Genomic DNA, 21,301 nt, shown 5'->3' with positions numbered 1-21,301 from the left:
CTCAGGCGCTGCGCCGCGCCAGCAGCAGCAGCAGCGCGCCCATCAGCGCGAAGAGGCTGCCGCAGACCCGGTTGATCCAGCGCGCCGGCCCGCTGCGCACGAGCCAGGGCGCCAGCCGCGCCACGCCGAGGGCGCAGGCGGTCAGCACGGCGAACTCGATCAGCACGAAGCTCAGCGCCAACAGCGCGAACTGCGGCACGATGGGCGCGGCCGGATCGAGGAACTGCGGGAAGAAGGCCGCGAAGAACAGGACGGCCTTGGGGTTGCTGGCGCCCACCAGGAAGCCTTGCAGGTAGGACGAGCGGCGCGAAGGCAGGGCCGCGGCATCGACCTGGAGCGCCGGTGCCGGGCTGCGCAGCGTCTTGATGCCCAGCCAGACCAGGTAGGCCGCGCCCAGCGTCTTGGCCACCGTGAAGGCCGTCTCGGAGGAGGCCAGCAGCGCCCCCAGTCCCATGGCCGACAGCAGCATCACGCACAGCACGGCGCTGACCGACCCGGCCACGCTGGTCATCGCGGCGCGCGGGCCGTGGTGCAGCGCGCGCGTCATGCACATGAGCATGGTGGGGCCGGGCGTCACCACCAGCAGCAGCACGGCAGCCAGGTAGAGCAGGTAGGTCGACAGCGTCATGGCCCGGGCTTCAGTGGAGGGCTTGGGCGAGCCAGGCGCGGCACCAGTCCACGCCGGCCGTCTCGGCATCCTCGTCGCCACTGGCGTCGTGGGTGAAGACCTCGCCGATGCGCTTGGCGCCCAGGTCCTGCAGCGCCGCGTCGAACCGGAGGCCGCCTTCGGCGAAGGTGGCGGCATGCGCACCCGCGTCGCCGAGCGCGATGAGGCCGTAGCGCACCGCGCCCAGGTAGCGCGGTTCGTTCAGCAGCGAGGCGAACAGCGCCTGGGCGTTGTCGGGCACGTCGCCCGCGCCGGTGGTGGAGGTGCAGACCAGGAACAGCGCGTCCTGTTCGAACACGCCGATGTCCAGCCCGTCCATGGGCAGGACGGCGATGTCGGCCACGAGGTCGGTGCAGGACAGCGCGATGGCCTGGGCCACCGACATGGCGTTGCCGGTCACGGTGCCGACGAGGATCTTCAGTTGCATGGCGCCGAGCATAGCGCCGGCCAATCAGCCCGCGCGCACGGTGCGGTGCAGGGCACGGATCAGGTCGGACTGCGTGATCACGCCGACCACGCGCCGCTCTTCGTCGAGCACTGGGATGTGGTGGTGGCCGGCCTCGGAGAACAGCGGCAGCAGTTCGCTGATGTAGCGGTCGGCGCTAGCGATGCGCACCTGGCGCGTCATGATCTGCCCAACCACATGCGGCTTGTCGTCGTGCGTGAGGCCGCTGGCACGGATCAGGCTGCGCAGCCGCGCACCCAGGCCCTCGATGGACGCGAAGTCCGCATGCTTCATGAAGTCGGCCACCGTCACGATGCCGACGATGCGCTGGGCGCGGTCGACCACCGGCAGGGCCTTGATGCGGCGCTCGCGCATCAGCCGCCAGGCTTCTTCCAGCGTGCAGCCGAAGGGCACCGTGAGCGGCGGGGTGGACATCACGTCGCGGCAGCGCAGCTCGCCGAACTTGCGCTCGTAGGCGGCCGATTCGGCGAACTGCAGCAGCTGCTCCAGGTCCTGCCGGCTGATGTCCAGCACCTGGTCGTAGTGGGCCAGCGCGGCGTCCAGGTCGGCGGCAGAAAAGCGGGCCGGCGCGCCCGCAGGCGCGGGCGCGGCGGGCCGCAGGGGCAGCGTGTGCGGATAGGCGCGGCCCGTGAGCCGGTTGTAGGCCACGCCGACCAGCACGATGACCAGCGTGTCCATCAACACGGGCGACAGCGCGAAGCTGGGCTCCACGCCCGACAGCGCGGCCAGCAGCGCCGTGGCGCCGCCCGGCGGGTGCAGGCACCGCAGCGCGAACATGGCCGCGATCGCCAGGCCCACGGCCAGCGGCGCGGCCAGGCCCAGGTCGCCGGCGTAGCGCGCGCACAGCGCGCCCACCAGGGCCGACACGGTGTTGCCCGCCACCGCCGGCCAGGGCTGGGCGAGCGGACTGGCCGGCACCGCGAAGACCAGCACCGCCGTGGCGCCCATGGGCGCGATCAGGCCCAGCGCGGGCAGGCCGGGCGCCAGCGCATGCGCCACCAGCGAGGCGACGAGGATGCCCACCGCGCTGCCGAGTGCGGCGCGGCCGATCTCGCGCGAACTGACGCGGCCACCCGCGACCAGGCCGGTGGTCCAGAAGCCGTGGGCCAGGGCCTTGAGGCGGGCGAGAAGCGGGGAGGGTGTCAAGCGCGATGCCAACGCGGGCGGCACATCCGGGAAACCGCAAATCCTATCATGACGTGATGTTTTCAGCCGATGGCAGCGCCACGCGCGGCCAGCAGCTCGCGCAGCAGCGAGCGGTGGCAGCGCGCCTCGTGTTCGCAGTAGCAGCCCACCGACAGGTTGGTCCCGTGTGAGAGCGCCGCCAGCAGGTCCAGGTTGCGGCTGGCCTCCGGCTGGTTCATCTCGCGCAGGTACTGCCTGCGAAAGCCGGCCCAGGCCTTGGCATCGCCCGAGCCCTGGGCCGCCTGGCCGAGCGCCATGGTCTCGGCGCTGGGCGCGAGGTTGGGGTACCAGCAGTCGTACCAGTCCTGGCTGGCGAACGCGGTCTTGGGCACGCCGCGCGGCGGACGGCGGACCGTGCCGATGCGCAGGCCTTCGTCGGCGGCGCGCGGCGAACCGAGACGAACGATGCGGATGCTCATGTTGTTTGTCTCCGTTCTACGGGAACGCCCGCCCTTCCAGGCTAGAATGGTGGGCTTCGGAGCGTAGCGCAGTCTGGTAGCGCATCTGGTTTGGGACCAGAGGGTCGTAGGTTCGAATCCTATCGCTCCGACCACATGAGACGGCGAAGGGCGTCCGGCAGACATGCCGGACGCCCTTTGTCATTGGGCGTCCGGCACGCGTCATCGCGCAGTCATCACGCAATCGTCACGCAGTGGTCGACGGGCCCTCAGCCCGGCTTGCGCGCCGTGTACTCGGAGAACACGCCCAGTTCGGTGTGCCGCTGCACCTGCTCGAAGCCGGCCTCGCGCAGCGCGGCCAGCACGGATTCCGGCGCAATGCAGGCGTCGATGGTGTCCCAGTAGTAGCGCCACAGTTCGGCCGTGTCGCGCCGGCGACCGACCACGCGCGCCACCAGCGGCACGAAGGCACGCATGTAGGCGCGCAGCAGCGCGCGGCCGACGCGGTGCCCGGGCCGCGTGATCTCCAGGATCACCAAGCGGCCGCCCGGGCGCAGCACGCGCTGGAATTCGGCAAAGGCCGCATGCACGTCGGCGATGTGCCGCAGCGCATAGCCCATGCTCAGGAAATCGTGGCTGGCATCGGGCTGCGGCAAGGCCTCGGCGCGGCCCTGGATCAGCTCCACGTTGGGCAGGCGGACCTCGCCCATCATGCCGGGACTCGGGTCGACGCCGACCAGCCGGCCCTCGAAGCCGATCAGCCGCAAGGCCTCGCGTGCCACGAGGCCGGTGCCGATGCCCACGTCCAGCACCTGCGCGCCACTGCCGAGCCCGGCGCGCTGCAAGGCCATGCGCCGGTACCAGGGGCCGGAGCCCAGCGCCAACAGGCGCTCGATGCGGTCGTAGTCGGAGGCGGTGGCGTCGAAGATGCGGCGCAGGTAGCGGTCGCGTTCGGATTCGTCCGCGTAGTAGGCACGCAGCGGTGCGTGCGGCGCCAATGCGCTGGGCGCCTGTCCTGTTGGATGCATGCGGGCATTATTCACGCGGCGCGGGTCGTCCGGGCGTGACAGCTGGTAGCAGGCAGCGGCTGAGGGGCGTCGGCGCCGAGAAAAAACCAGGGAGAATCACGCGCTTCGGGACGGGAGCCCCCACCCAGCCCTCCGGAGATTCGCATTGACAGATCCAATAATGCAACGCACCGACGCCATGTCCGGCGCGCCGGCCTGATGCGCGCGCGCGCGTTCCTGGCCCCGCGCCTGCGGCAGGCCGCCGTGCTGGCCGCGGCCCTTCCCGCCGCGCTGTTGGCAGCCGAGCCCATCGCCGCCGGCCCCGGTGTCGGCGACGGCCCGGGCGCGGCCCAGCGTCCGCTGTGGGAGCTGGGCCTGGGCGTGGCCGCATTGCGCCTGCCGGACTACCGCGGTGCCGACCAGGGCCGCAACTACCTGCTGCCCTTGCCCTACATCGTCTACCGCGGCGACTGGCTCAAGGCCGACCGCGACGGCGCACGCGCCGTGCTGCTGGACACGCCGCGTGTGAAGTTCGACCTCAGCCTGGCGGCCTCGGCCCCCGCGCGCAGCAAGGACAACGACGCACGCCGCGGCATGCGCAACCTCAAGGGGCTGGCCGAGATCGGGCCCAACCTCAACCTCGGCCTGGCCCGCTCCGAGAGCGAGCGCTGGAAGCTGGACCTGCGGCTGCCCGTGCGCGCCGCCTTCACGCTGGAGAAGTCGCCGCGCTTTGCCGGCACCACCTTCTCGCCGCACCTGAACCTGGACCTGGCCAACGTGGCTGGCGGCTGGAACCTCGGCATGCTCACAGGCCCCGTGTTCGGCGACCGCAAGAACCACGCGTACTTCTACGGCGTCGGCGCAGGCGATGCCACGGCGAGCCGGCCGGCTTACCAGGCCCGCGGCGGTTACGGCGGCTGGCAGGCGCTGGCCTCGACCTCGCGCCGGCTCGGCAACACCTGGGTCGGCGCCTTCGTGCGCTACGACCGGCTCGACGGCGCCGCCTTCGACGACAGCCCGCTGATGCGGCGCAGCGCGGCGCTGTCGGCCGGCATCGGCGTGTCGTGGATTTTGGCCACCTCGTCCGAGCGGGTGGCGGCCCGGGATTGAGCTGGAACGTGCCGAGGACTCTCCGGGAGCCGTCGTTGCGGCGCAGCGGCGGCCGCGCATGAGCATGCTGCGCCGGCTCTGGCAGTGCACGCTGTTCTACCTGCTGCTCGCACACCTGGGCGCCATGTCGCTGACATGGAACCTGGTCTGCGTGCTGCTGTATCCGCTGCTGCCGCGCGCGCATGGCACGGTGATCGGCCGCGCGGCCATCTCCTCGGTCTACCGCGGCTTCTGGACCTGCGCGCAGTGGCTGGGCCTCATGCGCATCGACTACGAGGCGCTGGACGTCCTGTCGCGCGACCAGGGCCTCATCATCGCGGCCAACCACCCCTGCATGCTGGACGCGCTGCTGATCGTGGCGCGGGTGCCGCGCGGCATTTGCATCATGCGCGCCAGCCTCATGCGCAACCCCTTCCTGGGGGCCGGTGCGCGCATGGCGCGCTACATCCGCAACGACCCGCCGCGCGGCATGGTCCGCGGCGCCGTGCAGAATCTGCGCGCCGGCGGCCAGCTCGTGCTGTTCCCGGAGGGCACGCGCACGGTGCAGCCGCCGATCAACCCGTTCCGCCCCGGCATCACGCTGATGGCCCACCTGGCGCAGGTGCCGATCCAGACCGTGTTCATCGAGACCGGCACCGATTACCTGCGCAAGGGCTGGCCGATCTGGCGCGCGCCGCAGTTCCCGATGGCGTTCACGGTGCGGCTGGGCCAGCGCTTCGCGCCCGAGGCCGACCATGCCGGGCTGCTCCAGCGGCTGGAACACTACTTCGCCGAGGAGCTGCGTCCATGAACGCCGTCCGGCCGCCCGCAGCCCGAGAGGGCGAAGGAGTCTTGATGCGCACTGCATCGACCACCCATGTCCTGCTGATCCCCAGCTACAACACCGGCCCGAAGGTCTACGAGACCGTGGCCGCCGCGCGCGCGCAGTGGAACCCGGTCTGGGTCGTCACCGATGGCAGCAGCGACGGCACACCCGCCGGCCTGCAGGCCATGGCCGCGAAAGACCCGGGCCTGGTCGTCATCGCGCTGCCGGCCAACGTGGGCAAGGGCGCGGCGCTGCTGCACGGGCTGCAGCGGGCGCAGGCCGCCGGCTTCACGCACGCGCTGACCATGGATTCGGACGGCCAGCACCCGGCGGCGCTGATCCCGGCGTTCATGCAGGCCTCGATCGCGCGGCCCGAGACCATGGTGCTGGGCCGGCCCGTGTTCGACGCCTCGGCCCCGCTGCTGCGCGTGCGCGGGCGCCGCGTGTCGAACTGGTGGACCAACCTGGAGACGCTGGGCGCCGGCATCGACGACTCGCTGTACGGCTTTCGCGTCTACCCGATCGCCGACCTCGTCGCCGTGATGCGCCGCCAGCCCTGGATGCGCCGCTTCGACTTCGACACCGAGGCGGTCGTGCGCCTGGCCTGGCGCGGCGTCAAGCCCGTCAACCTGGCCGCGCCCGTCAAGTACCTGACGGCCGCGGAGGGCGGCGTCTCGCACTTCCGCTATGGCCGCGACAACGCGCTGCTGAGCTGGATGCACTTTCGGCTCATGCTCGAGTTCGTGCTGCGCCTGCCGCTCCTGGCCTGGCGCCGTGCCACGCGGCGCGCGCCGTTCCAGCCCTGATGCCCGGCCCCGCGCACCCCGGCTGGCGGTCCGAGCTCTGGTTCCGCATGCGCGAGCTCTTCTGGCTCAAGCTGCTCGGCACCATGCTGTGGACCACGCTGTTCTTCATCGGCTACTTCGAGCTGCTGCGCAACCCGGTGCATCCGGTCACCGTGATGCCGCTGACCTGGGTCGATGCACTGGTGCCGTTCCAGCCGGCCATGCTGTGGCCCTACCTGTCGCTGTGGTTCTACATCGGCATCGCGCCCGGCCTGCAGCGCGGCTTCCCGCAACTGCTGGTATACGGCCTGTGGACGGTCGTGCTGATGGGCGGCGGCCTCGTCATCTTCCATTTCTGGCCGACGGCCGTGCCGCCGCTGACGCTGGACCGCACCTCTTACCCGGGGTTCTCGCTGCTGGAGGGGGTGGACGCCGCCGGCAATGCCTCTCCGTCCATGCACGTGGCCTCGGCCGTTTTCACCGGCATCCGCATCCACGCCGTGCTGCGCGAGACCGGCTCGCCCGCGGTCCTGCGCCTGGCCAACCTGGTGTGGGCCGTGCTGATCGCCTGGTCCACCATGGCCGTGCGCCAGCACGTGGCGCTGGACGTGCTGGGCGGCGCCTGCCTGGGGCTGCTGGTCGCGCTGGCCTCGCTGCGCTGGCGCCCCAGCCCGGGCTATCATGCCCACCGCCCGTAGAAGACCGCCCAACATGAGTTCCCTGCCTGCTCTCCAGGAGCTGATCCACAGCAAGTTCGGCATCGACGCCGCCACCTTGACGCCCGACACCTCGATGCGCGAATCGGGCTTCGATTCGCTGGCCCTGGTCGAGTTCGTGTTCGCCGTGGAAGACCAGTTCCAGATATCCATTCCCGACGACAACACCAGCATCGACACGCTGGCCGAATTCGCGGCACTGGTCGACCGGCTGGTCGCTGCCAAGCAGGCCACGGCGTGAGCACGGCGGTCGCCGTCACCGGCCTGGGTGTGGTCTCGCCCCATGGGTCGGACGCCGACACCTTGTTCGATGCACTGCTGCAGGGCCGCTCGGCCATCGCACCGGTGTTCCCCGAGCTGGCCAAGCCGGCCTGCGCCGCCACCGTCGATTTCGATCCGCTCGCCTGGTTCACCAAGCTGCAACTGACTGGCGTCGACCGCGTCAGCCAGCTGGCCGTGGCTGCCGCCGACCTGGCGCTGCGCGACGCCGGCGCGCTGGGCGATGTGGCGCCTGAACGCCTGGGCGTCTACGCCGGCTGCGGCATGGGCGGCGCCGCCGCACTGGAGGCCGCCTACCGCAGTGGCGGGCGCGTGCCGCCGCTCACCATCCCGGCCTTCATGCCCAACGCGCCGGCCGCCCACGTGGCCATGCGCCACAAGGTGCTGGGGCCCGTTCTGACCTATTCCGTGGCCTGCGCCTCATCGGCCGTGGCCATCGCCGAGGCCGCCGCCGCCGTGCAGCGCGGCGACCTCGACGTGGCCATTGCCGGCGGCAGCGAGGCCCTGGTCGTGCCCGGCGTCGTGCTGGCCTGGCAGGCCATGCACACGCTGGCGGCCTTCGACGAGGGCATGGCGGCATCCTGCGTGCGCCCGTTCGCTGCCGACCGCAGCGGCTTTGCGCTGGGCGAGGGCGCGGCCTTCGTGGTGCTCGAATCGGCCGAACGCGCGCGTGCGCGCGGCGCCCGCATCCATGCCCGGCTGGCCGGCTGGGGCATCAGCAGCGATGCGACCCACCTGACCAAGCCCGACGCCGCCGGCCAGGCCCGCGCTTTGAGCGCCGCGCTGCGCCGCGCCGGTCTCGCGCCGCGCGACGTCGGTTACTGCAATGCCCACGGCACGGCCACGCGCGCCGGCGATGTGGTCGAGTGCGAGGCGCTGGCCCAGGTCTTCGGCGCTGCGCTGCCCGGCCTGGCCGTCAGTTCCACCAAGGCCTTGCACGGCCACCTGCTGGGCGCGGCCGGTGCGCTGGAGGCCGTGGTCACGGTGCAGGCGCTGGCCCGGCGCCGGCTGCCGCCGAACGCCCATGGCAGCGCGCCCGACCCCGAGTGCCGCGTGCCGCTGGTGCCCGCCGGCGGGGCAGAGGCGCCGCAGCTGTCGGCCGCCATCAGCAACTCGTTCGCTTTCGGCGGCACCAATGCGGTGCTGCTCTTCACGCGGGACTGAGGTTCGGGAACAAGAGGTCGTGCGCTGCAGGCGCGGCCGGCCGCTGCGCCATCACCGCGCGCAGTGCCTCGGCCGCCAGGCCCGGGTGCTGGCGCAGCGCGCGGTCCATGAGCTGCTCGGCGAGCTGGTGCAACAGGTGCAGATTGGCCTGCAGTCGCGCATCGAAGGCGGCCTGGTCCAGCCGGTCCGTGAGGCCGCGGTTCATCTCGGCGAACCACGCCAGGCTGGCCTGGTCCAGCATGCGGCGCGGCCGTGCGCCGTCGTCGACCTCGCCCCAGGCCCGCAGGAAGTCCTGCACCGCCATGTTCATCCGGTGCGACCAGGCCAGGTCGTCCTGCAGCCGTGCCATGGCCTGCACGTCCACCAGCCGGTTCTGGAAGAACAGCTGGCACATCACGCCCCAGTAGAAGGTGTAGTCCCAGAGCACCTTGAGCGGCATCACCTCGGCGCTGTGGAACAGCGGGTACTGGCCGGTGTAGATCGGCAGCATGGCCTCGTACAGCGAGAAGTAGATGCGCTCGTACATGGGTGCCAGCATGCCGACGGGGGCCTTGGCGCGGTCGCGTTCGACCATCTCCGTCACGAAGCTGTTGGAGATCGCGATGAAGTCGCCGCCCGGCGAGTAGAACGGGTCCAGGAACAACCCGGCCTCGCCCGTCAGCGCCCAGCGGTCGCTGCCGCTCCAGACCTTCTTGCAGCCGTACGAGAAGCGCTTGAAGAACGCGAAGTCCTGCAGCCCGTCGCGCTTGGTGTCCAGGTCGGCATGGAGCTGTGGCTGGTGGACCCTGAGCCAGTTCATGGCCTTGTCGAAGCTGTTGAGCGTCTCCGGGGGGTGCAATGCCGGGTCGGCCACGATGCCGACCGAATGCGAGCCCGAGGCCAGCGGGATCAGCCAGACCCAGTAGCCCGCGCCGACCAGATGGTTGGTGGACAGCCAGCGGTTGGGCGGGTTGCAGCGGGCCAGCCACTCGGCGTCATCGGTCCAGTCGGCCACGTCGATGCGGCGGTCGATGCGGAACCAGACGGCGTGGGCGGTGTGGTCGTTGGGCTGCGCCAGGTCGAGCCGGCGCTTGAGCAGGCCGGCGCGGCCGCTGGCATCGACCAGCCAGTCGGCCGTGGCTTCGTGTGCGCTGCCGCCGTGTTCGTAGCGCACCGCGTGCCGTTCGCCCTTGCGGCCCAGTGTGAAGTCGCGCACCAGCGCGCCGTCGCGGTGGTGTACGCCTTGGTCCTGCACCATCTGCGCCAGGTCGTTCTCCAGCATGCCGCGGTCCAGCTGGTAGCTCTGCGTCGGCAGGAAGGTGCTGGCGCCCAGCTCGGTGACCTGCGTGAGGTCGGGCGCGGCGTCGCTCCAGAAGAAGCGGAAGCCGAACTTCTTGAGCTGGCGCCGCTCCAGGTAGTCCTGCAGGCCCAGCACCTGCGACAGGTAGTGCGCCTGGATCTCGACCGAGGATTCGCCGACCTTGTGCGCGGCCTCGGGCAGGGGATGGGTGCGGCGCTCCAGCACCAGCACATCCAGGTCGGGCATGCGCCGGCGCAGCTGCAGCGCCAGTGTGAGGCCGGCCAGGCCGCCGCCGAGGATCACGACATCGTGGTGTGGCGTGGACATGTCGGCTTGCCTCACACCATGCCGCCATTGATGGAGATCACCTGGCCGCTGATGTAGCTGGCCGCGTCCGAGGCCAGGAAGCCGACCAGGGCTGCGACTTCCTCGCCGGTGCCGGCCCGCTTCATGGGCACGATGCGTTCGATGGTGGCCTTGTCGAAATCCTGCGCCATCCCGGTGTCGATGATGCCGGGGGCCACCGCGTTGACGGTGATGCCGCGGCTGGCCAGCTCCAGCGCGAGCGACTTGGTGGCGCTGTTCAGCGCGCCCTTGGCCGCCGCGTAGTTGACCTGGCCGCGGTTGCCGGCCACGGCCGACATCGAGGAGATGTTGACGATGCGGCCCCAGCGCGTGCGCACCATGGGCATGGTCAGCGGCTGCGTGACGTGGAAGAAGCCGTTCAGCGAGACGTCGATGACCTGGTGCCACTGCGCCGGCCGCAGCGCCGGGAAGGCCGCGTCGTCGTGCAGGCCCGCGTTGTTGACGAGGATCTGCACCGGGCCGACGGCGAGCAGCTGCGCGCAGGCTGCGGCGCTGGCCTCGGCGTCCGTCACGTCGAATGCCACGGCCTCGGCGCTGCCGCCCGCGGCCACGATCTCGTCGGCCAGTGCCTGGGCCGCGGCCAGCCGCCGGTTGGCGTGGGCGATGACATGGTGGCCATCGCGCGCCAGCTGCAGCGCGATGGCGCGGCCCAGCCCGCCGCTGGCGCCAGTGATCAGTGCGCGTCTCGGTGTGGTGGTGGTCATGCGGCAAGCGGCGTGTTCAGCACGACGGCAGCCCGGCCTTCGGCCACGGGCTGGCCCGCGTGCTGCACGCGGAAGTGGTAGAGGATCTGTTGCGCGTCGCCGGCCTGGCGCTGCGCCTCGATGGTGAGTTCGCCGGCCAGGTCGTCCAGCCGCAGCCGGTGGAACTGCACGCCGCGCGCACTGGCCAGGAAACCTGGACTGGCCACGCCGCCGGCTTCCTGCCCGATCAGTGCGCCGTGCAGCGCCATGGCCTGGGCCGCGTACTCGATGGCGCAGGGTGCCAGCAGGCCCGAGGCCGTGCGCAGCGGATGGGCCGCATCGCGGTGGCTGGTCGCGCTGCAGACGATGCTGTCGGCGTCCCAGCGCTCCAGCCGCGCCAGCAGGCACATGCTGCCGCTGTGCGGGATCAGCCGGGCGATGCCGGCCGCGTCTAGCAAGGTGCCACCTCGACCTGCAGCGCGAGGTCGTCCAGGCAGTGCAGCTGCAGCGTGGCCGTGGCGCGCAGGGCCAATGCCTGCAGCAGCGGGAGCGCCGCGGCGGCCGGGATGCCGCTGCGCAGCGCCTCGAGCGAAGCGTCGGCGCATGCGCTCTGCGCGCTGCCGGCCGCGACCGGTTGCACCCGCAGTGCAGCCAGGCTGCGCGGCGTGCGCATGGGCGCCAGCAGCAGCGCCAGGCCGAAGTTCTCGGCGATCGGCCGCTTGGCGTGCAGCGGCTGGGGGTAGGGCAGGTCGTAGGCCACCAGCAACAGCGGCTGGCCGTCGGCATGCACGCTGGCCGCCGCCTCGAGCAGGCCGGCGCCGAAGCTGCCATCGTGCGCGCACAGGCTGGTCGAACTGGCCTGGCTGGCCACGGCGATGTGCCAGTAGCCGGCCGCCGCGTTGTGCACGGAGTTGGTGAAGCGTGTGGGCGAGATCAGCGGGTTCGGCACGGCCAGCGCCTCGCACAGCGAGTGGCAGTTGGCCCCTTCGCCACCGGAGGAGGTGAAGACCGTGGCCAGCGTCGAGGGGTCGGCGCCGGCGTGGGCGACGGCCGCATCGGCCACACCCATGGCCAGCCGGATCACCGGTCCGGCGCGGCGGCGCTCGGCCGGCGGCAGGCGGGCGGGCGGGGCCAGCTGGGTCGGCGCGAACTGGTGGGCGGCCTCGCCGCGCAGCACCGGCTGCGCCGCGTCCCAGTCCGGCAGGCCGGGGCCGAGCAGGCCGATGCCTTCGACGTACAGCGGCAGGGCCGAATTCATTGGTGCCCCCTTCGGCCTGCGGCCTGTCCCCCCGAGGGGGAGTGAGCTTGCTGGGGGCGGCCCGGCGCGTCGCTCGCGACCTCCTTGGCCAGCACCAGGCTGGCGTTGGTGCCGCCGAAACCGAAGGAGTTGCTCAGCACGTGGCGCAGCGGCGCAGCGCGGTTGGCATCCAGGTACTGTGCGTGCAGCTCCGGGTCGGGCTGCTGGCGGTTCAGGCCACCGGGCATGAAGCCATGTTGCAACGCCAGCAGGCTGATCGCGGCCTCGATGCCGCCGGCCGCGCCCAGGGTGTGTCCGGTCGCGCCCTTGGTCGAGCTGCACGGCGGCGTGCTGTCGCCGAACACGCTGCGCACTGCGCGGTCTTCCGAGCTGTCATTGGTCGGCGTGGCGGTGCCATGCAGGTTGATGTAGTCGATGTCGCCAGGCTGCAGCCCCGCGGCGGCCAGCGCGGCGCGCATCGCAGCGATGGCGCCCGTGCCTTCGGGGTGCGGCGTGCTCATGTGGTGGCCGTCGTTGGTCTCGCCCACGCCCAGCACCCAGCCCTCGGTGGCCTCGGCCTCGCGCTCGACAAGCATGAACGAGGCGGCTTCGCCGATCGACAGGCCGCGCCGCGCCGCATCCCAGGGCCGGCAGGCTTCGGGCGCCAGCAGTTCCAGCGCATTGAAGCCGTACAGCGTGGTCAGGCACAGGCTGTCGACACCGCCGACCACGGCCGCGTCGATCCAGCCGGCCTGCAGCATGCGTTGGGCGTTGCCGAACACCTTGGCGCTGGACGAGCAGGCCGTGGACACCACGCAGCGCGGCCCGGCCAGCTGCAGCGCATCGGCCGCGAAGCCGGCCAGCGAAAAGGTGTTCTGCGTCTCGGCGTAACGAAAGCCCTCGGGCAGCGCGCCGTCGCTCTGGCGGTTGCGGTAGGCCAGCTCGGTCTGCAGCAGGCCCGAAGTGCTGGTGCCCAGGAACACGCCCACGCGCGCTGCGCCCCAGCGGGCCCGGGCGCGGGCCACGGCGTCGATGAAGCCGTCCTGCAGCATGGCGAGCCAGGCCAGCCGGTTGTTGCGGCAATCGTGGTGGGCCAGGGCCGCGGGCAGCAGGGCCTGCTCCAGGCCGGCGACCTCGCCGGCCCAGGTGGCCAGCGGCAGGTCGAGAAAGCGCAGCGGCGCCAGGCCCGAGCGCTGCGCGCGCAGCGCCTCCAGTGTGGCGGCGCGGCCGGCGCCCAGGGCGGTGGTCAGCGTGAAGGCGGTGACGGCCAGCGGCTTCATGCGCGCGCCTCCGCCACCAGCAGCACGTTGGCGAAGGGCGTGCCGGCGCTCATCGGCAGGCTGCGCACGGCAAAACCCAGCTGCTCCAGCTGCGCCGACCATTGCGCCAGCGTGCGGCCGTACTGCGGCAGAACGCGGTGGCCGCGGATGCGCGTGACCACGGCGTCCACCCACTGGCTGACCGCGAAGCCGCGCCGCGCGCTGGCGTCGCCCACGCGCAGCAGCAGGCGTCCGCCGGTCGGCAAGGCAGCGCGCACGCGCGCCAGCACCTGGTTCTGCTCGACGATGCCGATGTAGTGCAGCACGTCCAGGATCACCACCGCATCGACCGGCGGGAACGGGGTGTGCCGCATGTCGCCGCAGACGAACTGCGCCGCATCGCCCAGCGGTGCCAGGGCGGCGCAGGCACGCGCCACATCGCGCGGCATGAGCTCGATGCCGGTCACATGCGCGGGCACTGGCGCCGGCGGCCAGGCGCTGGGCCAGCGGCCCGCGCGCACCAGCGCGCCGCTGCTGGCCAGCAGGCTGGCGAGCAGGCCCTGGCCGCAGCCGATGTCCAGCACGCGCGCGCCCGGGCGCAGATGGCCGGCCTCGATCAGGTGGCGGAACACCGGGTCCATGGACAGCTTGCCGCGCGCGAAACGCCAGGCGAAGCGGCCGGCCGCGCGGTAGGGCGCGCTGGCCTGGTCGAGCAGGGAAGTCCAGGCTTGGGAGGGATTCAAGAGTGCAGTGCCTCTGGCAGGGTGACGGCGTGCAGGCCGGCGCCGCGCAGCCGCGCCAGCAGCAGCGGCAGGGCCTGCAGCACCACGGGGCGGCCGTCGGCCATGGGGGCGCCATGGCGGTCGTGCAGCAGCACGATGTCGCCGGCGGCCAGGTTCTGGGTCAGTCGCGCGAGCACGGTCTGCGGGTCGGCCTCGCGGGTGTCGAAACCCCGCCGCGTCCAACTCACGAGCCGCAGGTCCAGCGCATGCAGCACCGGGTCGAGGAACAGGTTGCGCAGGCCGGCCGGCGCGCGAAAGCAGGTCGGGCGCTGGCCCGTGGCCTGGGCCAGCTGGTCCTGCGCCTGGCCGATCTCGCGCTTGAGGCCGGCCGGCCCCAACAGCGAGAAGTTGTGGCGGTGGCGCAGGCTGTGGTTCTGCACGCTGTGGCCGCGCCGCACGATCTCGCGCGCAAGCGACGGATGGCACGCGGCCTGCTCGGCGATGCAGAAGAAGGTGGCGCGTGCGCCGTGCGCGTCGAGGATGTCCAGCACCTGCGGCGTGACGGCCGGGTCGGGCCCGTCGTCCAGCGTCACGGCGATCTCGCCGCGCGCGGCGGCGGCAGCGGGCAGGCGCAGCAGGTTGGCGCCCAGCCAGGTCGAGCGCGGCCACAGGCCGGTGGCGGTCAGCAGCGCGTGGTCCAGCGCCACGGCGCCGAGCGCCCAGGGCCACAGCGGCGGCGCAGTTGCCACGAGGCCCGCCGCGCCCAGGTGGCATGCCGCGCTGGCCTTGAGCAGCAGCGGCGCACGCCAGCGCTTGGCAGGGGCAGGGGAGGAGGCGGTGGCGTGCATGGCGGCGAGCAATTTACACGCGACGTGTGGCCTGCCGTGTAGGAATGAAGGCCGCCGACAGCAGCAGGCACAGCACGATGCCGGGCGCCACCACCTGGCCCAGCGCGTTCAGCGTCGGGATGTCCGAGAGCGCGAGCAGGAAGAACGAGGTGGCGGCCGTCACGTTGGCCAGTGCCAGCGAGGCCAGCATGTCGTGGTCGATCGGCTGCGCCTCCTGGTCGGCACGCAACTGGTCGAAGAACAGCGCGTAGTTGGAGCCGATGGCCACGGTGAGCAGCAGGCCGACCAGGTGCAGGATACCCAACTCGACGCCGGCCAGCGCCAGCGCGGCGATGACGATCAGCGCCGCTGCGCCCACGGCCTGGGCGATGCGCCACAGCCGCGCCCAGGAACGCAGGTGCGCCAGCAGCACCAGGCACAGCGCCAGCGCGCCGAAGCCGGCCTGCACGCCGGCCTCGTGCAGGTAGCGCGCGTACATGCCGCGCAACTCGCCCGTGATGTCGACGATCTGCACCTGCGGCATGTCGGCGAAGGCGGCGCGCAGTGCGGCCTGGTCGAGTGCGCGCTGGCCCTGGTTCAGCGTCAGCATGCCGCGCCAGGGGCGCTCGCCATTGCCCGGCACGGTCAGCGCGTCGAAGGCGGCGGCCAGCGCCGTGCCGTCCAGTGTGGCGCGCGTGAGCAGCGGCTGGGTGCGGGCCTGGGCCACGTCGTCCAGGAAGGGCTGCAGGCGGGCGGCCGCGATCGGGCCGTCGGCCGTGGCCTCCTGCAACCGCGTGCGCAGCGCGTCGGCCGCGGGCAGCGCGTCGCGCCGCGCCTGCTGCACGGCGGGGCTGGGCAGGATCCGCGCGGGCGAGGTATAGCCGGCCAGCTGGCCGTCGGCCACCAGCCGGTCCAGCCGCTGGCCGGCGGCCTCGGCCGCCCGCAGCACACCGGCCTCGTCGGCGGCGGACACGGCCACCACCACGCCCGGGTCGCTGGCGCCCAGGTCGGCGCGCAGCGCGGCGTCCAGCGCCATCTTCTCGTCGCCCACCGGGCTCAGCGCGGCCAGGTCGCCGCGCCAGGGCGAGGGCATCCAGGCCAGCGCGAGCGCAGCCGCCACGGCCAGCGCAGCCAGCGGCCAGCGCAGGCGCTGCAGCACCGGCATGGCGGCGGCCACGGCGCGGCCCAGGTGGCGGCGCAGGCCCATGCCCGGCGCGCCCTCGGGCGCGATGGTGGTCAGCACGAAGCGCGTGGTCAGCGCCGCGCCGGCCAGCCCGGCGATGGAGAACAGGCCCAGCTGGGCCAGTCCCGGAAAGCCGGAGAACAGCAGCGCCGCGAAGCCGCACAGCGAGGTCCACAGGCCCAGCCGCACGGTCGGCCAGCTGGCGCGCAGCCAGAGCGGGCCGCCACCGGCGCGGGCCTGGATCAGGTAGTAGATGGCGTAGTCCACGGCCTCGCCGATCAGCGTGGTGCCGAAGCCCAACGTGATGCCGTGCACGTTGCCGAACACCAGGCTCACGGCCGCGATGCCGGCCAGCACGCCGGTGCTGACGGGCATCAGCGCCGTGAACAGCGTGCGCAGCGAGCCGCCGAAGGACAGCAGCAGCAGGCCGACCACGATCACGCCGCCGGCCAGCGCGAGCCGCTCGACCTCGGACTTGATCTGCGCGCGCGAGGCGACCGCGAAGCTGCCCGCGCCCGAGACCTGCAGTTGCAGGCCGGCCGCCGCATCGGGCGCGAAGCTGCTGCGCACCAGGGCCAGCGCGCGCTCCTGGCCGTCCAGGTCGCTGCCACCGGCGTGGGTGGTGGCCAGCAGCACGGCGCGCGTGCCGTCGCGCGAGACCCAGACGCCGGCTTCGCTGCGCGGCGCCTGCGCCGGCAGCATGGACTCGGCCATGCGCAGCGTCTCGCCCGTGGGGTCGCGCAGCAGGATGGGCTTGATCAGGCTGCCGGCCGGCGTGCCGAGCAGGCTGGTGGTCTCGTCGATGCCGCCACGCAGGCCTTCGGCCGTGAAGCGCTCGGCGTCCACACCGGGGCTCAGCAGGTAGCGGTGCGCGAACAGGAACTGCGCGGTGTCGGCCAGGCTGCTGTTGTCGCCGTTGTGCACGGCGTCGAAGCTGCCGCTGGCGCGCAAGGCCTGGCCCAGCCGCAGCGAGGCCTGGGCACGCTGCTCGGCGCTGCCGCCGTCGATGCCGACCAGCACCAGGCGCGAGGCCACGCCGCTTTGCAGCTGGTCCAGCAGCACGGCTTGCTCGGCGCTCGGGTCGCGCGGCAGGAAGGCCGACAGGTCGGCCACGTAGTGCGTGCGCGCGGTGATGGCCGCCGCGGCCAGCACGAACACGAGCCAGAGCAGGAGGGCGGTGTGGCGCAGCTTGCGCATCAGCACGGGGCCTGTGCGCTCATTGCGGTGTGATCCGCATGATGGAGTAATCGCCGTCGGCCATGGAGATGGTGATCTCGCGCGGCGCAGACTGCCGGCCCTGGATCGCGACCTGCACGACGAGCTTGCGCAGGCCGGCGTCACGCGGCGCCAGCAGCAGCTGCCAGCCGTTCGGCCCGCCGCCGACCTGGGCCTCGAAATGGCGGTCGATGGCCTCGCGGTTGCCGGTCAGCGTGCCGCGGATGGCTTCGACAATCACGGCGGCCTCGGGCACGCTGTCCAGCTGCACGGTGCGGCTGCGGCTGCCCTGGCGCAGCGTGACCTCGTTGCCGACCACGCTGATGCTCTCGCTGCGCGGCTTCAGCGTCTCGCGCGTGAAGCGGTCCGGCGCCTGGAACGACAGCCGGCCCGTGCTTTCGACCGGCCGGTCGAGCACGCTGGAGTGGCGCTGCTCGGTGAACGTGGCCTGGCCCGACTGCACCTGGGCCAACAGGCGCATCAGCTGCGCGAGGTCGAAGACCTGGGCGTGTGCCGCCAGCGGCAACAGGGCCAGCGCCAGCAACAGGCCCCGGCGTTCAATCCGGTGTGGCGGAAGTGGATGCGGCATCGCTCGCCCAGAAATCATAGAAGTTGAACCAGTTGTACGGCGCTTCGCGGCAAATGGATTCCAGCAGCGCCACATAGCGCTGCAGCGCGGCCTCGACCTCGGCCTCCAGCGCCGGGCCGGCGGTGGCGCGGAAGTCGGCCAGCGGCTCGAAGCGCAGGCTGTAGCGCGCACCGCCGTGGTAAAGCCCCGCCATGAAGAACACGCGCTGGCGCAGCAGCGCGGCCAGCCGCAGCGGGCCGTCGGAGAAGGGTGCCGGCTGGCCGAGGAAGGGCAGCATCAGCGTGCGCGAGCGGCCCGAATGGCCGGGCAGCGTGCGGTCGGCCAGCAGGCCCGCCATGCCGCCACCGTCCAGCCAGCGGCGCAGCGCGAGCATGGCGCCGGGCCGGCCCAGGGCGATGGTGTGCAGCTGCACATCGGGCGCGATGGCGCGCAGCGTGGCGGTGATGAGGCGGGCGTTGTCCTCGTACATGAGCATGGCGGCGCGCGTGCCTACGCTCTGCGCGCCGGCGCGCAAGGCCTCGAAACTGCCCACGTGCGCACCCAGCAGCATCACGCCCTGGCCCTCGGCCAGCACGGCCTCGACCGCGGGCACGTTGCGGCTGTCGATCTGGAACTGCGCCAGCCGGTCCTGCAGGAAGTAGACGCGGTCCAGGACCGTGGCGGCGAAGCTGTGGATGTGGCGGTAGCTGTCGCGCCAACCGGCCGGGCGCTGCAGCGCGCGCGCCAGGTAGGCGCGCGAGGCGCGCCGTGCCGGGCCGTTGGCCAGCAGGAAGTACAGCGTGATGGGATGCAGCACCAGCCGCGCCAGCGGGCGTCCGGCGTACACCGCGATGGCGCCCATCAGCCGCAGCACCCACAGGTTGCTGCGCTCGCGCTGGGTCGCCCAGTCGGCCGGGGGGGCGGGGGACGTGGCCGCCGTGCTGGCCGCCGTGCGGGCTTCGCTGCCGCCTGAGGGCGGGCGCGCTTGCCTGGGACGGTTCTGCGTTTCGCTCATGGCGCGACCTCGAACAGGCCGCTGGCCGCCACGCGCGCGCCCACGGACAGATCGCGCACCTCGAAGCGCAGGCCGCGGCTGCTGCCGTCCAGCCGGATCTCCAGCTGCGCACCGGGCCGCACGGGCGCCAGGAACTTGGCATGGCCCAGGCGCGGTGCGGGCCCGACGCGCGCCGCCAGGGCCGCGTCGGCCAGCACGGCCTCCAGCACCGCGGCCAGCAGCGCCACGCCCGGCAACAGGGGCTGCCCCGGGAAATGGCCGGCGAAGGCCGGGTGGTCGGCCGGGATGTGCAGCGCCAGGCTGCGCGGCGTGGCGGCGTCCGTCATGCGGCCAGCTGGCGCTGCGCCCAGGCGCCGAAAGCGATGGCCGGCAGCTTGCCGGTGGAGGGCTCGCGTGGCAGCGCCGGCACGGCCACGATGCGGCGCGGCAGGAACACCGGATCCACACGCGGGCGCAGGCCGGCCAGCACGGCCTCGTGCAGCGCCGCCTGCGAGAGGCCGGGGGCGACCACGAAGACCACCAGCCGCGCGACCGTGCCGTCGGCCGCGTCGGGCGGCAGCCAGAACGCGCCGTCGGCCACGCCGGGCGTGCTGTTGAGGTGGAAATTGAGGTGCGCCCGCGAGTTGCGCTTGCCGGCGATATTGATGAGGTCGTTGGAGCGGCCCAGCAGCCGGAAGCGGCTCGGCTCCAGCACTTCGAGGATGTCGGCCAGCGGCGTCGGCACGACCACGTGGCCGCCCAGTACCTGGCTCTGCTCGCCGTCGCCCGACAGGGCCAGGCCCGCGTAGGTGCGCCATTCCGGGCCGTCGGTGGTGCGGCGCGTGGCGACCTGGCCGGCCTCGGTGCAGCCGTAGATCTCGACCAGCTGGCCTTGCAAGGCGGCCTCGGCGCGGGCGGCGAGCTGCGGCGACAGCGGCGCCGTGGCGCTCAGGATCAGGTCGACAGTGGGCAGCGCGATGCCGGCTTCCAGCAGCATGCGCAGGTGGAAGGGCGTGGTCACCAGCATGCGGGGGCGCGGCAGCCGGGCCAGCGCGGCGGCGATGTCGGCGGGATAGAACGGCCGCTCGGCATCGAAGGCTGCGCCGCCCAGCATGGCGATCAGCACGGTGGATTCGAAGCCGTACATGTGCTGCGGCGGCACCGTGGCCACGAGGCTCAGGCCCTCGAGATCGGGCCGCCCCAGGTGCTCGGCCAGGCGCTGCGCGCCGGCCACGGTGCAGTCCACGAGAGGGCCCCAGCGCTTGGGGTGCGGCACGGGCTGGCCGGTGGAGCCCGAGGTCAGCACGTGGGCGGCCAGCTGCGCCCGCGGCAGGGCGGGCGGTTGGCTGTCCACCGGTGCCGTGGCATCGGCTGCATCGGTATAGCGCACCTGCGGCAGCGCGACCTCGTCGCCCGTGGCGTCGACCAGCGCGTAGGCCTGCGGGATGAGGCTTTGCAGCCGCGCCACGGTCTCGCGCTGGTGGTTGGGCGGCATCAGGTTGGGCTGGCCGCGCAGCATGGCCGCGCCCAGGCCCACGGCGAAGCGGTAGCGGTCGCCCGAAAGGTTCAGCATCGCGCCCTCGGCCGGCAGCCGCGCGGCCAGGGCCTGCACGTCGGCCAGGTAGCGGCGCCGCGCGATCGGTGCACCGGCGCGCCAGGCGATGGGCGCGTCCAGGTCCGATCCGAAGATCAGCGCGGCCTGCGTCATGGTCGGTTATCGGGCCGGTGCTGCGCCACGGCGCCCGGTTTGTCGCCATGCATGTAGCTGCGGATGGCGTCGACCAGGCTGGCGCGTTCGAATTCTGGGTGCAGCCGGTAGCGCAGCCAGTACTCGCCGCCGAACATGGTGGCCACAGCCAGCGGCGTCAGCACGTTGGCGAACAGCGCCCAGGTCTCGAAGCGCGCGAAGGCATACAGGCCCAGCGACAGCAGCGCCATGGCGACGAAATAGACGGTCCAGGCGAGGGTGAGCTTGCGCGTGTAGGCCGCCATGTCGGGCGTGAACTGGCGGTGCACGCGCGCGGCCAGCGTGGTGATCAGCGCCTGCTGGCCCGCGCGCAGCGTGCCGCCGAAGCCAACCGCCAGGAACAGGTTGATGCCCACGTGCTGGACGAGGTACAGCACCTGGGTGGAGAGCGGCTTGGGCAGCCTGGCCTGCACGCACAGGGCCACCACCGACAGCGCGCTCAGCGCGGCCAGCGGCCGCTGGCCGCCGCGCCAGGCGCCCCAGGCGATGGTCAGCAGCATGGGGGCCAGCACCAGCACCGCGTTCCAGGGCGTCGCCGGGGCGGCCGTCATGAGCCAGTGCGATGCGGCGATATAGGCCAGGCTGAGCGACAGCACGGCCACGATGCGAACGGGCATGGACAAGGCGCGCGGCATGGTG

Annotated in this window: 24 protein-coding genes and 1 tRNA gene; 7 read left to right on the top strand and 18 right to left on the bottom strand. The window is 72.6% G+C overall.

The window, feature by feature from the left end:
* Position 1: 1 nt before the first annotated feature.
* The 4 genes from DES41_RS13970 to DES41_RS13955 form a co-directional block, all read right to left on the bottom strand.
* Complete coding sequence (locus DES41_RS13970; RefSeq protein ID WP_114468240.1) at positions 2–628, bottom strand: LysE family translocator; 627 nt, start codon at positions 626–628, stop codon at positions 2–4.
* A gap of 10 nt (positions 629–638) precedes the next feature.
* A complete protein-coding gene (locus DES41_RS13965) occupies positions 639–1,094 on the bottom strand; it encodes a flavodoxin domain-containing protein (protein WP_114468427.1) in 456 nt (151 codons plus the stop codon).
* Positions 1,095–1,118: 24 nt separating this feature from the next.
* Complete coding sequence (locus DES41_RS13960) at positions 1,119–2,279, bottom strand: HPP family protein (protein ID WP_245965697.1); 1,161 nt, start codon at positions 2,277–2,279, stop codon at positions 1,119–1,121.
* Positions 2,280–2,341: 62 nt separating this feature from the next.
* A complete protein-coding gene (locus DES41_RS13955) occupies positions 2,342–2,737 on the bottom strand; it encodes a DUF488 domain-containing protein (RefSeq protein ID WP_114468239.1) in 396 nt (131 codons plus the stop codon).
* A gap of 57 nt (positions 2,738–2,794) precedes the next feature.
* On the opposite strand from DES41_RS13955, the gene DES41_RS13950 reads away from it, so the two are divergent.
* Positions 2,795–2,871 (top strand) — tRNA-Pro (locus DES41_RS13950).
* Between the two features lie 114 nt (positions 2,872–2,985).
* Here the strand turns inward: DES41_RS13950 and DES41_RS13945 are convergent.
* Positions 2,986–3,744, bottom strand: a complete 759-nt coding sequence (locus DES41_RS13945) for a class I SAM-dependent methyltransferase (protein ID WP_114468238.1) — start codon at positions 3,742–3,744, stop codon at positions 2,986–2,988.
* Between the two features lie 198 nt (positions 3,745–3,942).
* On the opposite strand from DES41_RS13945, the gene DES41_RS13940 reads away from it, so the two are divergent.
* From DES41_RS13940 to DES41_RS13915, 6 genes are read left to right on the top strand one after another with little or no spacing between them, the layout of a single operon-like run.
* Positions 3,943–4,833 (top strand): MipA/OmpV family protein, encoded by an 891-nt coding sequence (locus DES41_RS13940; protein WP_114468237.1) that lies wholly within the window; start codon positions 3,943–3,945, stop codon positions 4,831–4,833.
* Positions 4,834–4,891: 58 nt separating this feature from the next.
* Positions 4,892–5,623 carry a lysophospholipid acyltransferase family protein gene (locus tag DES41_RS13935; RefSeq protein WP_114468236.1) on the top strand — a complete coding sequence of 244 codons (732 nt, stop codon included), beginning with the start codon at positions 4,892–4,894 and terminating at the stop codon, positions 5,621–5,623.
* A gap of 44 nt (positions 5,624–5,667) precedes the next feature.
* Positions 5,668–6,444 carry a glycosyltransferase family 2 protein gene (locus DES41_RS13930; protein ID WP_114468235.1) on the top strand — a complete coding sequence of 259 codons (777 nt, stop codon included), beginning with the start codon at positions 5,668–5,670 and terminating at the stop codon, positions 6,442–6,444.
* A 47-nt stretch (positions 6,445–6,491) separates the two neighbouring features.
* A complete protein-coding gene (locus DES41_RS13925; protein WP_245965696.1) occupies positions 6,492–7,121 on the top strand; it encodes a phosphatase PAP2 family protein in 630 nt (209 codons plus the stop codon).
* Between the two features lie 13 nt (positions 7,122–7,134).
* Positions 7,135–7,380: an acyl carrier protein gene (locus DES41_RS13920; RefSeq protein WP_114468233.1), complete on the top strand. Its 246-nt coding sequence runs from the start codon at positions 7,135–7,137 to the stop codon at positions 7,378–7,380.
* Positions 7,377–8,582, top strand: coding sequence for a beta-ketoacyl-[acyl-carrier-protein] synthase family protein (locus tag DES41_RS13915; protein ID WP_114468232.1), 1,206 nt, complete (start codon positions 7,377–7,379; stop codon positions 8,580–8,582). Before DES41_RS13920 ends, DES41_RS13915 begins: the two co-directional genes overlap by 4 nt.
* Here DES41_RS13915 and DES41_RS13910 read toward each other — a convergent pair.
* Genes DES41_RS13910 through DES41_RS13860 form a run of 13 tightly spaced genes read right to left on the bottom strand, consistent with a single transcriptional unit; the run spans position 8,569 to position 21,297 of the window.
* Positions 8,569–10,188: an NAD(P)/FAD-dependent oxidoreductase gene (locus tag DES41_RS13910; RefSeq protein ID WP_114468231.1), complete on the bottom strand. Its 1,620-nt coding sequence runs from the start codon at positions 10,186–10,188 to the stop codon at positions 8,569–8,571. The genes DES41_RS13915 and DES41_RS13910 overlap by 14 nt on opposite strands.
* 11 nt (positions 10,189–10,199) lie before the next feature.
* Positions 10,200–10,931: a 3-oxoacyl-ACP reductase FabG gene (gene fabG, locus DES41_RS13905; RefSeq protein WP_114468230.1), complete on the bottom strand. Its 732-nt coding sequence runs from the start codon at positions 10,929–10,931 to the stop codon at positions 10,200–10,202.
* Positions 10,928–11,368 carry a hotdog family protein gene (locus DES41_RS13900; RefSeq protein WP_114468229.1) on the bottom strand — a complete coding sequence of 147 codons (441 nt, stop codon included), beginning with the start codon at positions 11,366–11,368 and terminating at the stop codon, positions 10,928–10,930. Before DES41_RS13900 ends, fabG begins: the two co-directional genes overlap by 4 nt.
* Entirely contained in the window at positions 11,362–12,168 is an 807-nt protein-coding gene (locus tag DES41_RS13895) for a beta-ketoacyl synthase chain length factor (RefSeq protein WP_114468228.1), read from the bottom strand. The genes DES41_RS13900 and DES41_RS13895 overlap by 7 nt, the downstream gene beginning before the upstream one ends.
* Positions 12,165–13,427, bottom strand: a complete 1,263-nt coding sequence (locus DES41_RS13890) for a beta-ketoacyl-[acyl-carrier-protein] synthase family protein (RefSeq protein WP_114468227.1) — start codon at positions 13,425–13,427, stop codon at positions 12,165–12,167. Before DES41_RS13890 ends, DES41_RS13895 begins: the two co-directional genes overlap by 4 nt.
* Positions 13,424–14,149 (bottom strand): SAM-dependent methyltransferase, encoded by a 726-nt coding sequence (locus DES41_RS38760; protein WP_245965695.1) that lies wholly within the window; start codon positions 14,147–14,149, stop codon positions 13,424–13,426. Before DES41_RS38760 ends, DES41_RS13890 begins: the two co-directional genes overlap by 4 nt.
* Entirely contained in the window at positions 14,146–14,976 is an 831-nt protein-coding gene (locus DES41_RS38755; RefSeq protein WP_211332975.1) for a polysaccharide deacetylase family protein, read from the bottom strand. Before DES41_RS38755 ends, DES41_RS38760 begins: the two co-directional genes overlap by 4 nt.
* A 13-nt stretch (positions 14,977–14,989) precedes the next feature.
* The gene (locus DES41_RS13880) at positions 14,990–17,335 is read right to left on the bottom strand and encodes an MMPL family transporter (RefSeq protein ID WP_114468424.1); all 2,346 of its coding nucleotides are present in this window, start codon (positions 17,333–17,335) and stop codon (positions 14,990–14,992) included.
* A 19-nt stretch (positions 17,336–17,354) separates the two neighbouring features.
* On the bottom strand, positions 17,355–17,942 hold the full coding sequence (locus DES41_RS13875; protein WP_147282854.1) for a LolA-related protein: 588 nt from the start codon (positions 17,940–17,942) through the stop codon (positions 17,355–17,357).
* On the bottom strand, positions 17,911–18,936 hold the full coding sequence (locus DES41_RS13870) for a lysophospholipid acyltransferase family protein (protein WP_114468225.1): 1,026 nt from the start codon (positions 18,934–18,936) through the stop codon (positions 17,911–17,913). Before DES41_RS13870 ends, DES41_RS13875 begins: the two co-directional genes overlap by 32 nt.
* Positions 18,933–19,262 carry an ApeI family dehydratase gene (locus DES41_RS39055; protein ID WP_245965694.1) on the bottom strand — a complete coding sequence of 110 codons (330 nt, stop codon included), beginning with the start codon at positions 19,260–19,262 and terminating at the stop codon, positions 18,933–18,935. Before DES41_RS39055 ends, DES41_RS13870 begins: the two co-directional genes overlap by 4 nt.
* A complete protein-coding gene (locus DES41_RS13865) occupies positions 19,259–20,623 on the bottom strand; it encodes an AMP-binding protein (RefSeq protein ID WP_245965693.1) in 1,365 nt (454 codons plus the stop codon). Before DES41_RS13865 ends, DES41_RS39055 begins: the two co-directional genes overlap by 4 nt.
* Positions 20,620–21,297, bottom strand: coding sequence for a COG4648 family protein (locus tag DES41_RS13860; protein WP_114468224.1), 678 nt, complete (start codon positions 21,295–21,297; stop codon positions 20,620–20,622). The genes DES41_RS13865 and DES41_RS13860 overlap by 4 nt, the downstream gene beginning before the upstream one ends.
* Between the last annotated feature and the right edge of the window lie 4 nt (positions 21,298–21,301).

Origin of the sequence: Pseudorhodoferax soli (assembly GCF_003337555.1) — a bacterium.
Classification (GTDB): Bacteria; Pseudomonadota; Gammaproteobacteria; order Burkholderiales; family Burkholderiaceae_C; genus Pseudorhodoferax; species Pseudorhodoferax soli.
Note: the sequence above shows the minus strand (reverse complement) of the source record. Positions and strands in the feature narration are given on the sequence as shown.

What these genes read in the sequence shown, in the direction of transcription:
- DES41_RS13970 (WP_114468240.1), bottom strand. Translation starts at nt 628, where the DNA reads ATGACGCTGTCGACCTACCTGCTCTACCTGGCTGCCGTGCTGCTGCTG.
- DES41_RS13965 (WP_114468427.1), bottom strand. Translation starts at nt 1,094, where the DNA reads ATGCAACTGAAGATCCTCGTCGGCACCGTGACCGGCAACGCCATGTCG.
- DES41_RS13955 (WP_114468239.1), bottom strand. Translation starts at nt 2,737, where the DNA reads ATGAGCATCCGCATCGTTCGTCTCGGTTCGCCGCGCGCCGCCGACGAA.
- DES41_RS13945 (WP_114468238.1), bottom strand. Translation starts at nt 3,744, where the DNA reads ATGCATCCAACAGGACAGGCGCCCAGCGCATTGGCGCCGCACGCACCG.
- DES41_RS13940 (WP_114468237.1), top strand. Translation starts at nt 3,943, where the DNA reads ATGCGCGCGCGCGCGTTCCTGGCCCCGCGCCTGCGGCAGGCCGCCGTG.
- DES41_RS13935 (WP_114468236.1), top strand. Translation starts at nt 4,892, where the DNA reads ATGAGCATGCTGCGCCGGCTCTGGCAGTGCACGCTGTTCTACCTGCTG.
- DES41_RS13930 (WP_114468235.1), top strand. Translation starts at nt 5,668, where the DNA reads ATGCGCACTGCATCGACCACCCATGTCCTGCTGATCCCCAGCTACAAC.
- DES41_RS13925 (WP_245965696.1), top strand. Translation starts at nt 6,492, where the DNA reads ATGCGCGAGCTCTTCTGGCTCAAGCTGCTCGGCACCATGCTGTGGACC.
- DES41_RS13920 (WP_114468233.1), top strand. Translation starts at nt 7,135, where the DNA reads ATGAGTTCCCTGCCTGCTCTCCAGGAGCTGATCCACAGCAAGTTCGGC.
- DES41_RS13910 (WP_114468231.1), bottom strand. Translation starts at nt 10,188, where the DNA reads ATGTCCACGCCACACCACGATGTCGTGATCCTCGGCGGCGGCCTGGCC.
- fabG (WP_114468230.1), bottom strand. Translation starts at nt 10,931, where the DNA reads ATGACCACCACCACACCGAGACGCGCACTGATCACTGGCGCCAGCGGC.
- DES41_RS13895 (WP_114468228.1), bottom strand. Translation starts at nt 12,168, where the DNA reads ATGAATTCGGCCCTGCCGCTGTACGTCGAAGGCATCGGCCTGCTCGGC.
- DES41_RS13890 (WP_114468227.1), bottom strand. Translation starts at nt 13,427, where the DNA reads ATGAAGCCGCTGGCCGTCACCGCCTTCACGCTGACCACCGCCCTGGGC.
- DES41_RS38755 (WP_211332975.1), bottom strand. Translation starts at nt 14,976, where the DNA reads ATGCACGCCACCGCCTCCTCCCCTGCCCCTGCCAAGCGCTGGCGTGCG.
- DES41_RS13880 (WP_114468424.1), bottom strand. Translation starts at nt 17,335, where the DNA reads ATGCGCAAGCTGCGCCACACCGCCCTCCTGCTCTGGCTCGTGTTCGTG.
- DES41_RS13875 (WP_147282854.1), bottom strand. Translation starts at nt 17,942, where the DNA reads ATGCCGCATCCACTTCCGCCACACCGGATTGAACGCCGGGGCCTGTTG.
- DES41_RS13870 (WP_114468225.1), bottom strand. Translation starts at nt 18,936, where the DNA reads ATGAGCGAAACGCAGAACCGTCCCAGGCAAGCGCGCCCGCCCTCAGGC.
- DES41_RS39055 (WP_245965694.1), bottom strand. Translation starts at nt 19,262, where the DNA reads ATGACGGACGCCGCCACGCCGCGCAGCCTGGCGCTGCACATCCCGGCC.
- DES41_RS13865 (WP_245965693.1), bottom strand. Translation starts at nt 20,623, where the DNA reads ATGACGCAGGCCGCGCTGATCTTCGGATCGGACCTGGACGCGCCCATC.
- DES41_RS13860 (WP_114468224.1), bottom strand. Translation starts at nt 21,297, where the DNA reads ATGCCGCGCGCCTTGTCCATGCCCGTTCGCATCGTGGCCGTGCTGTCG.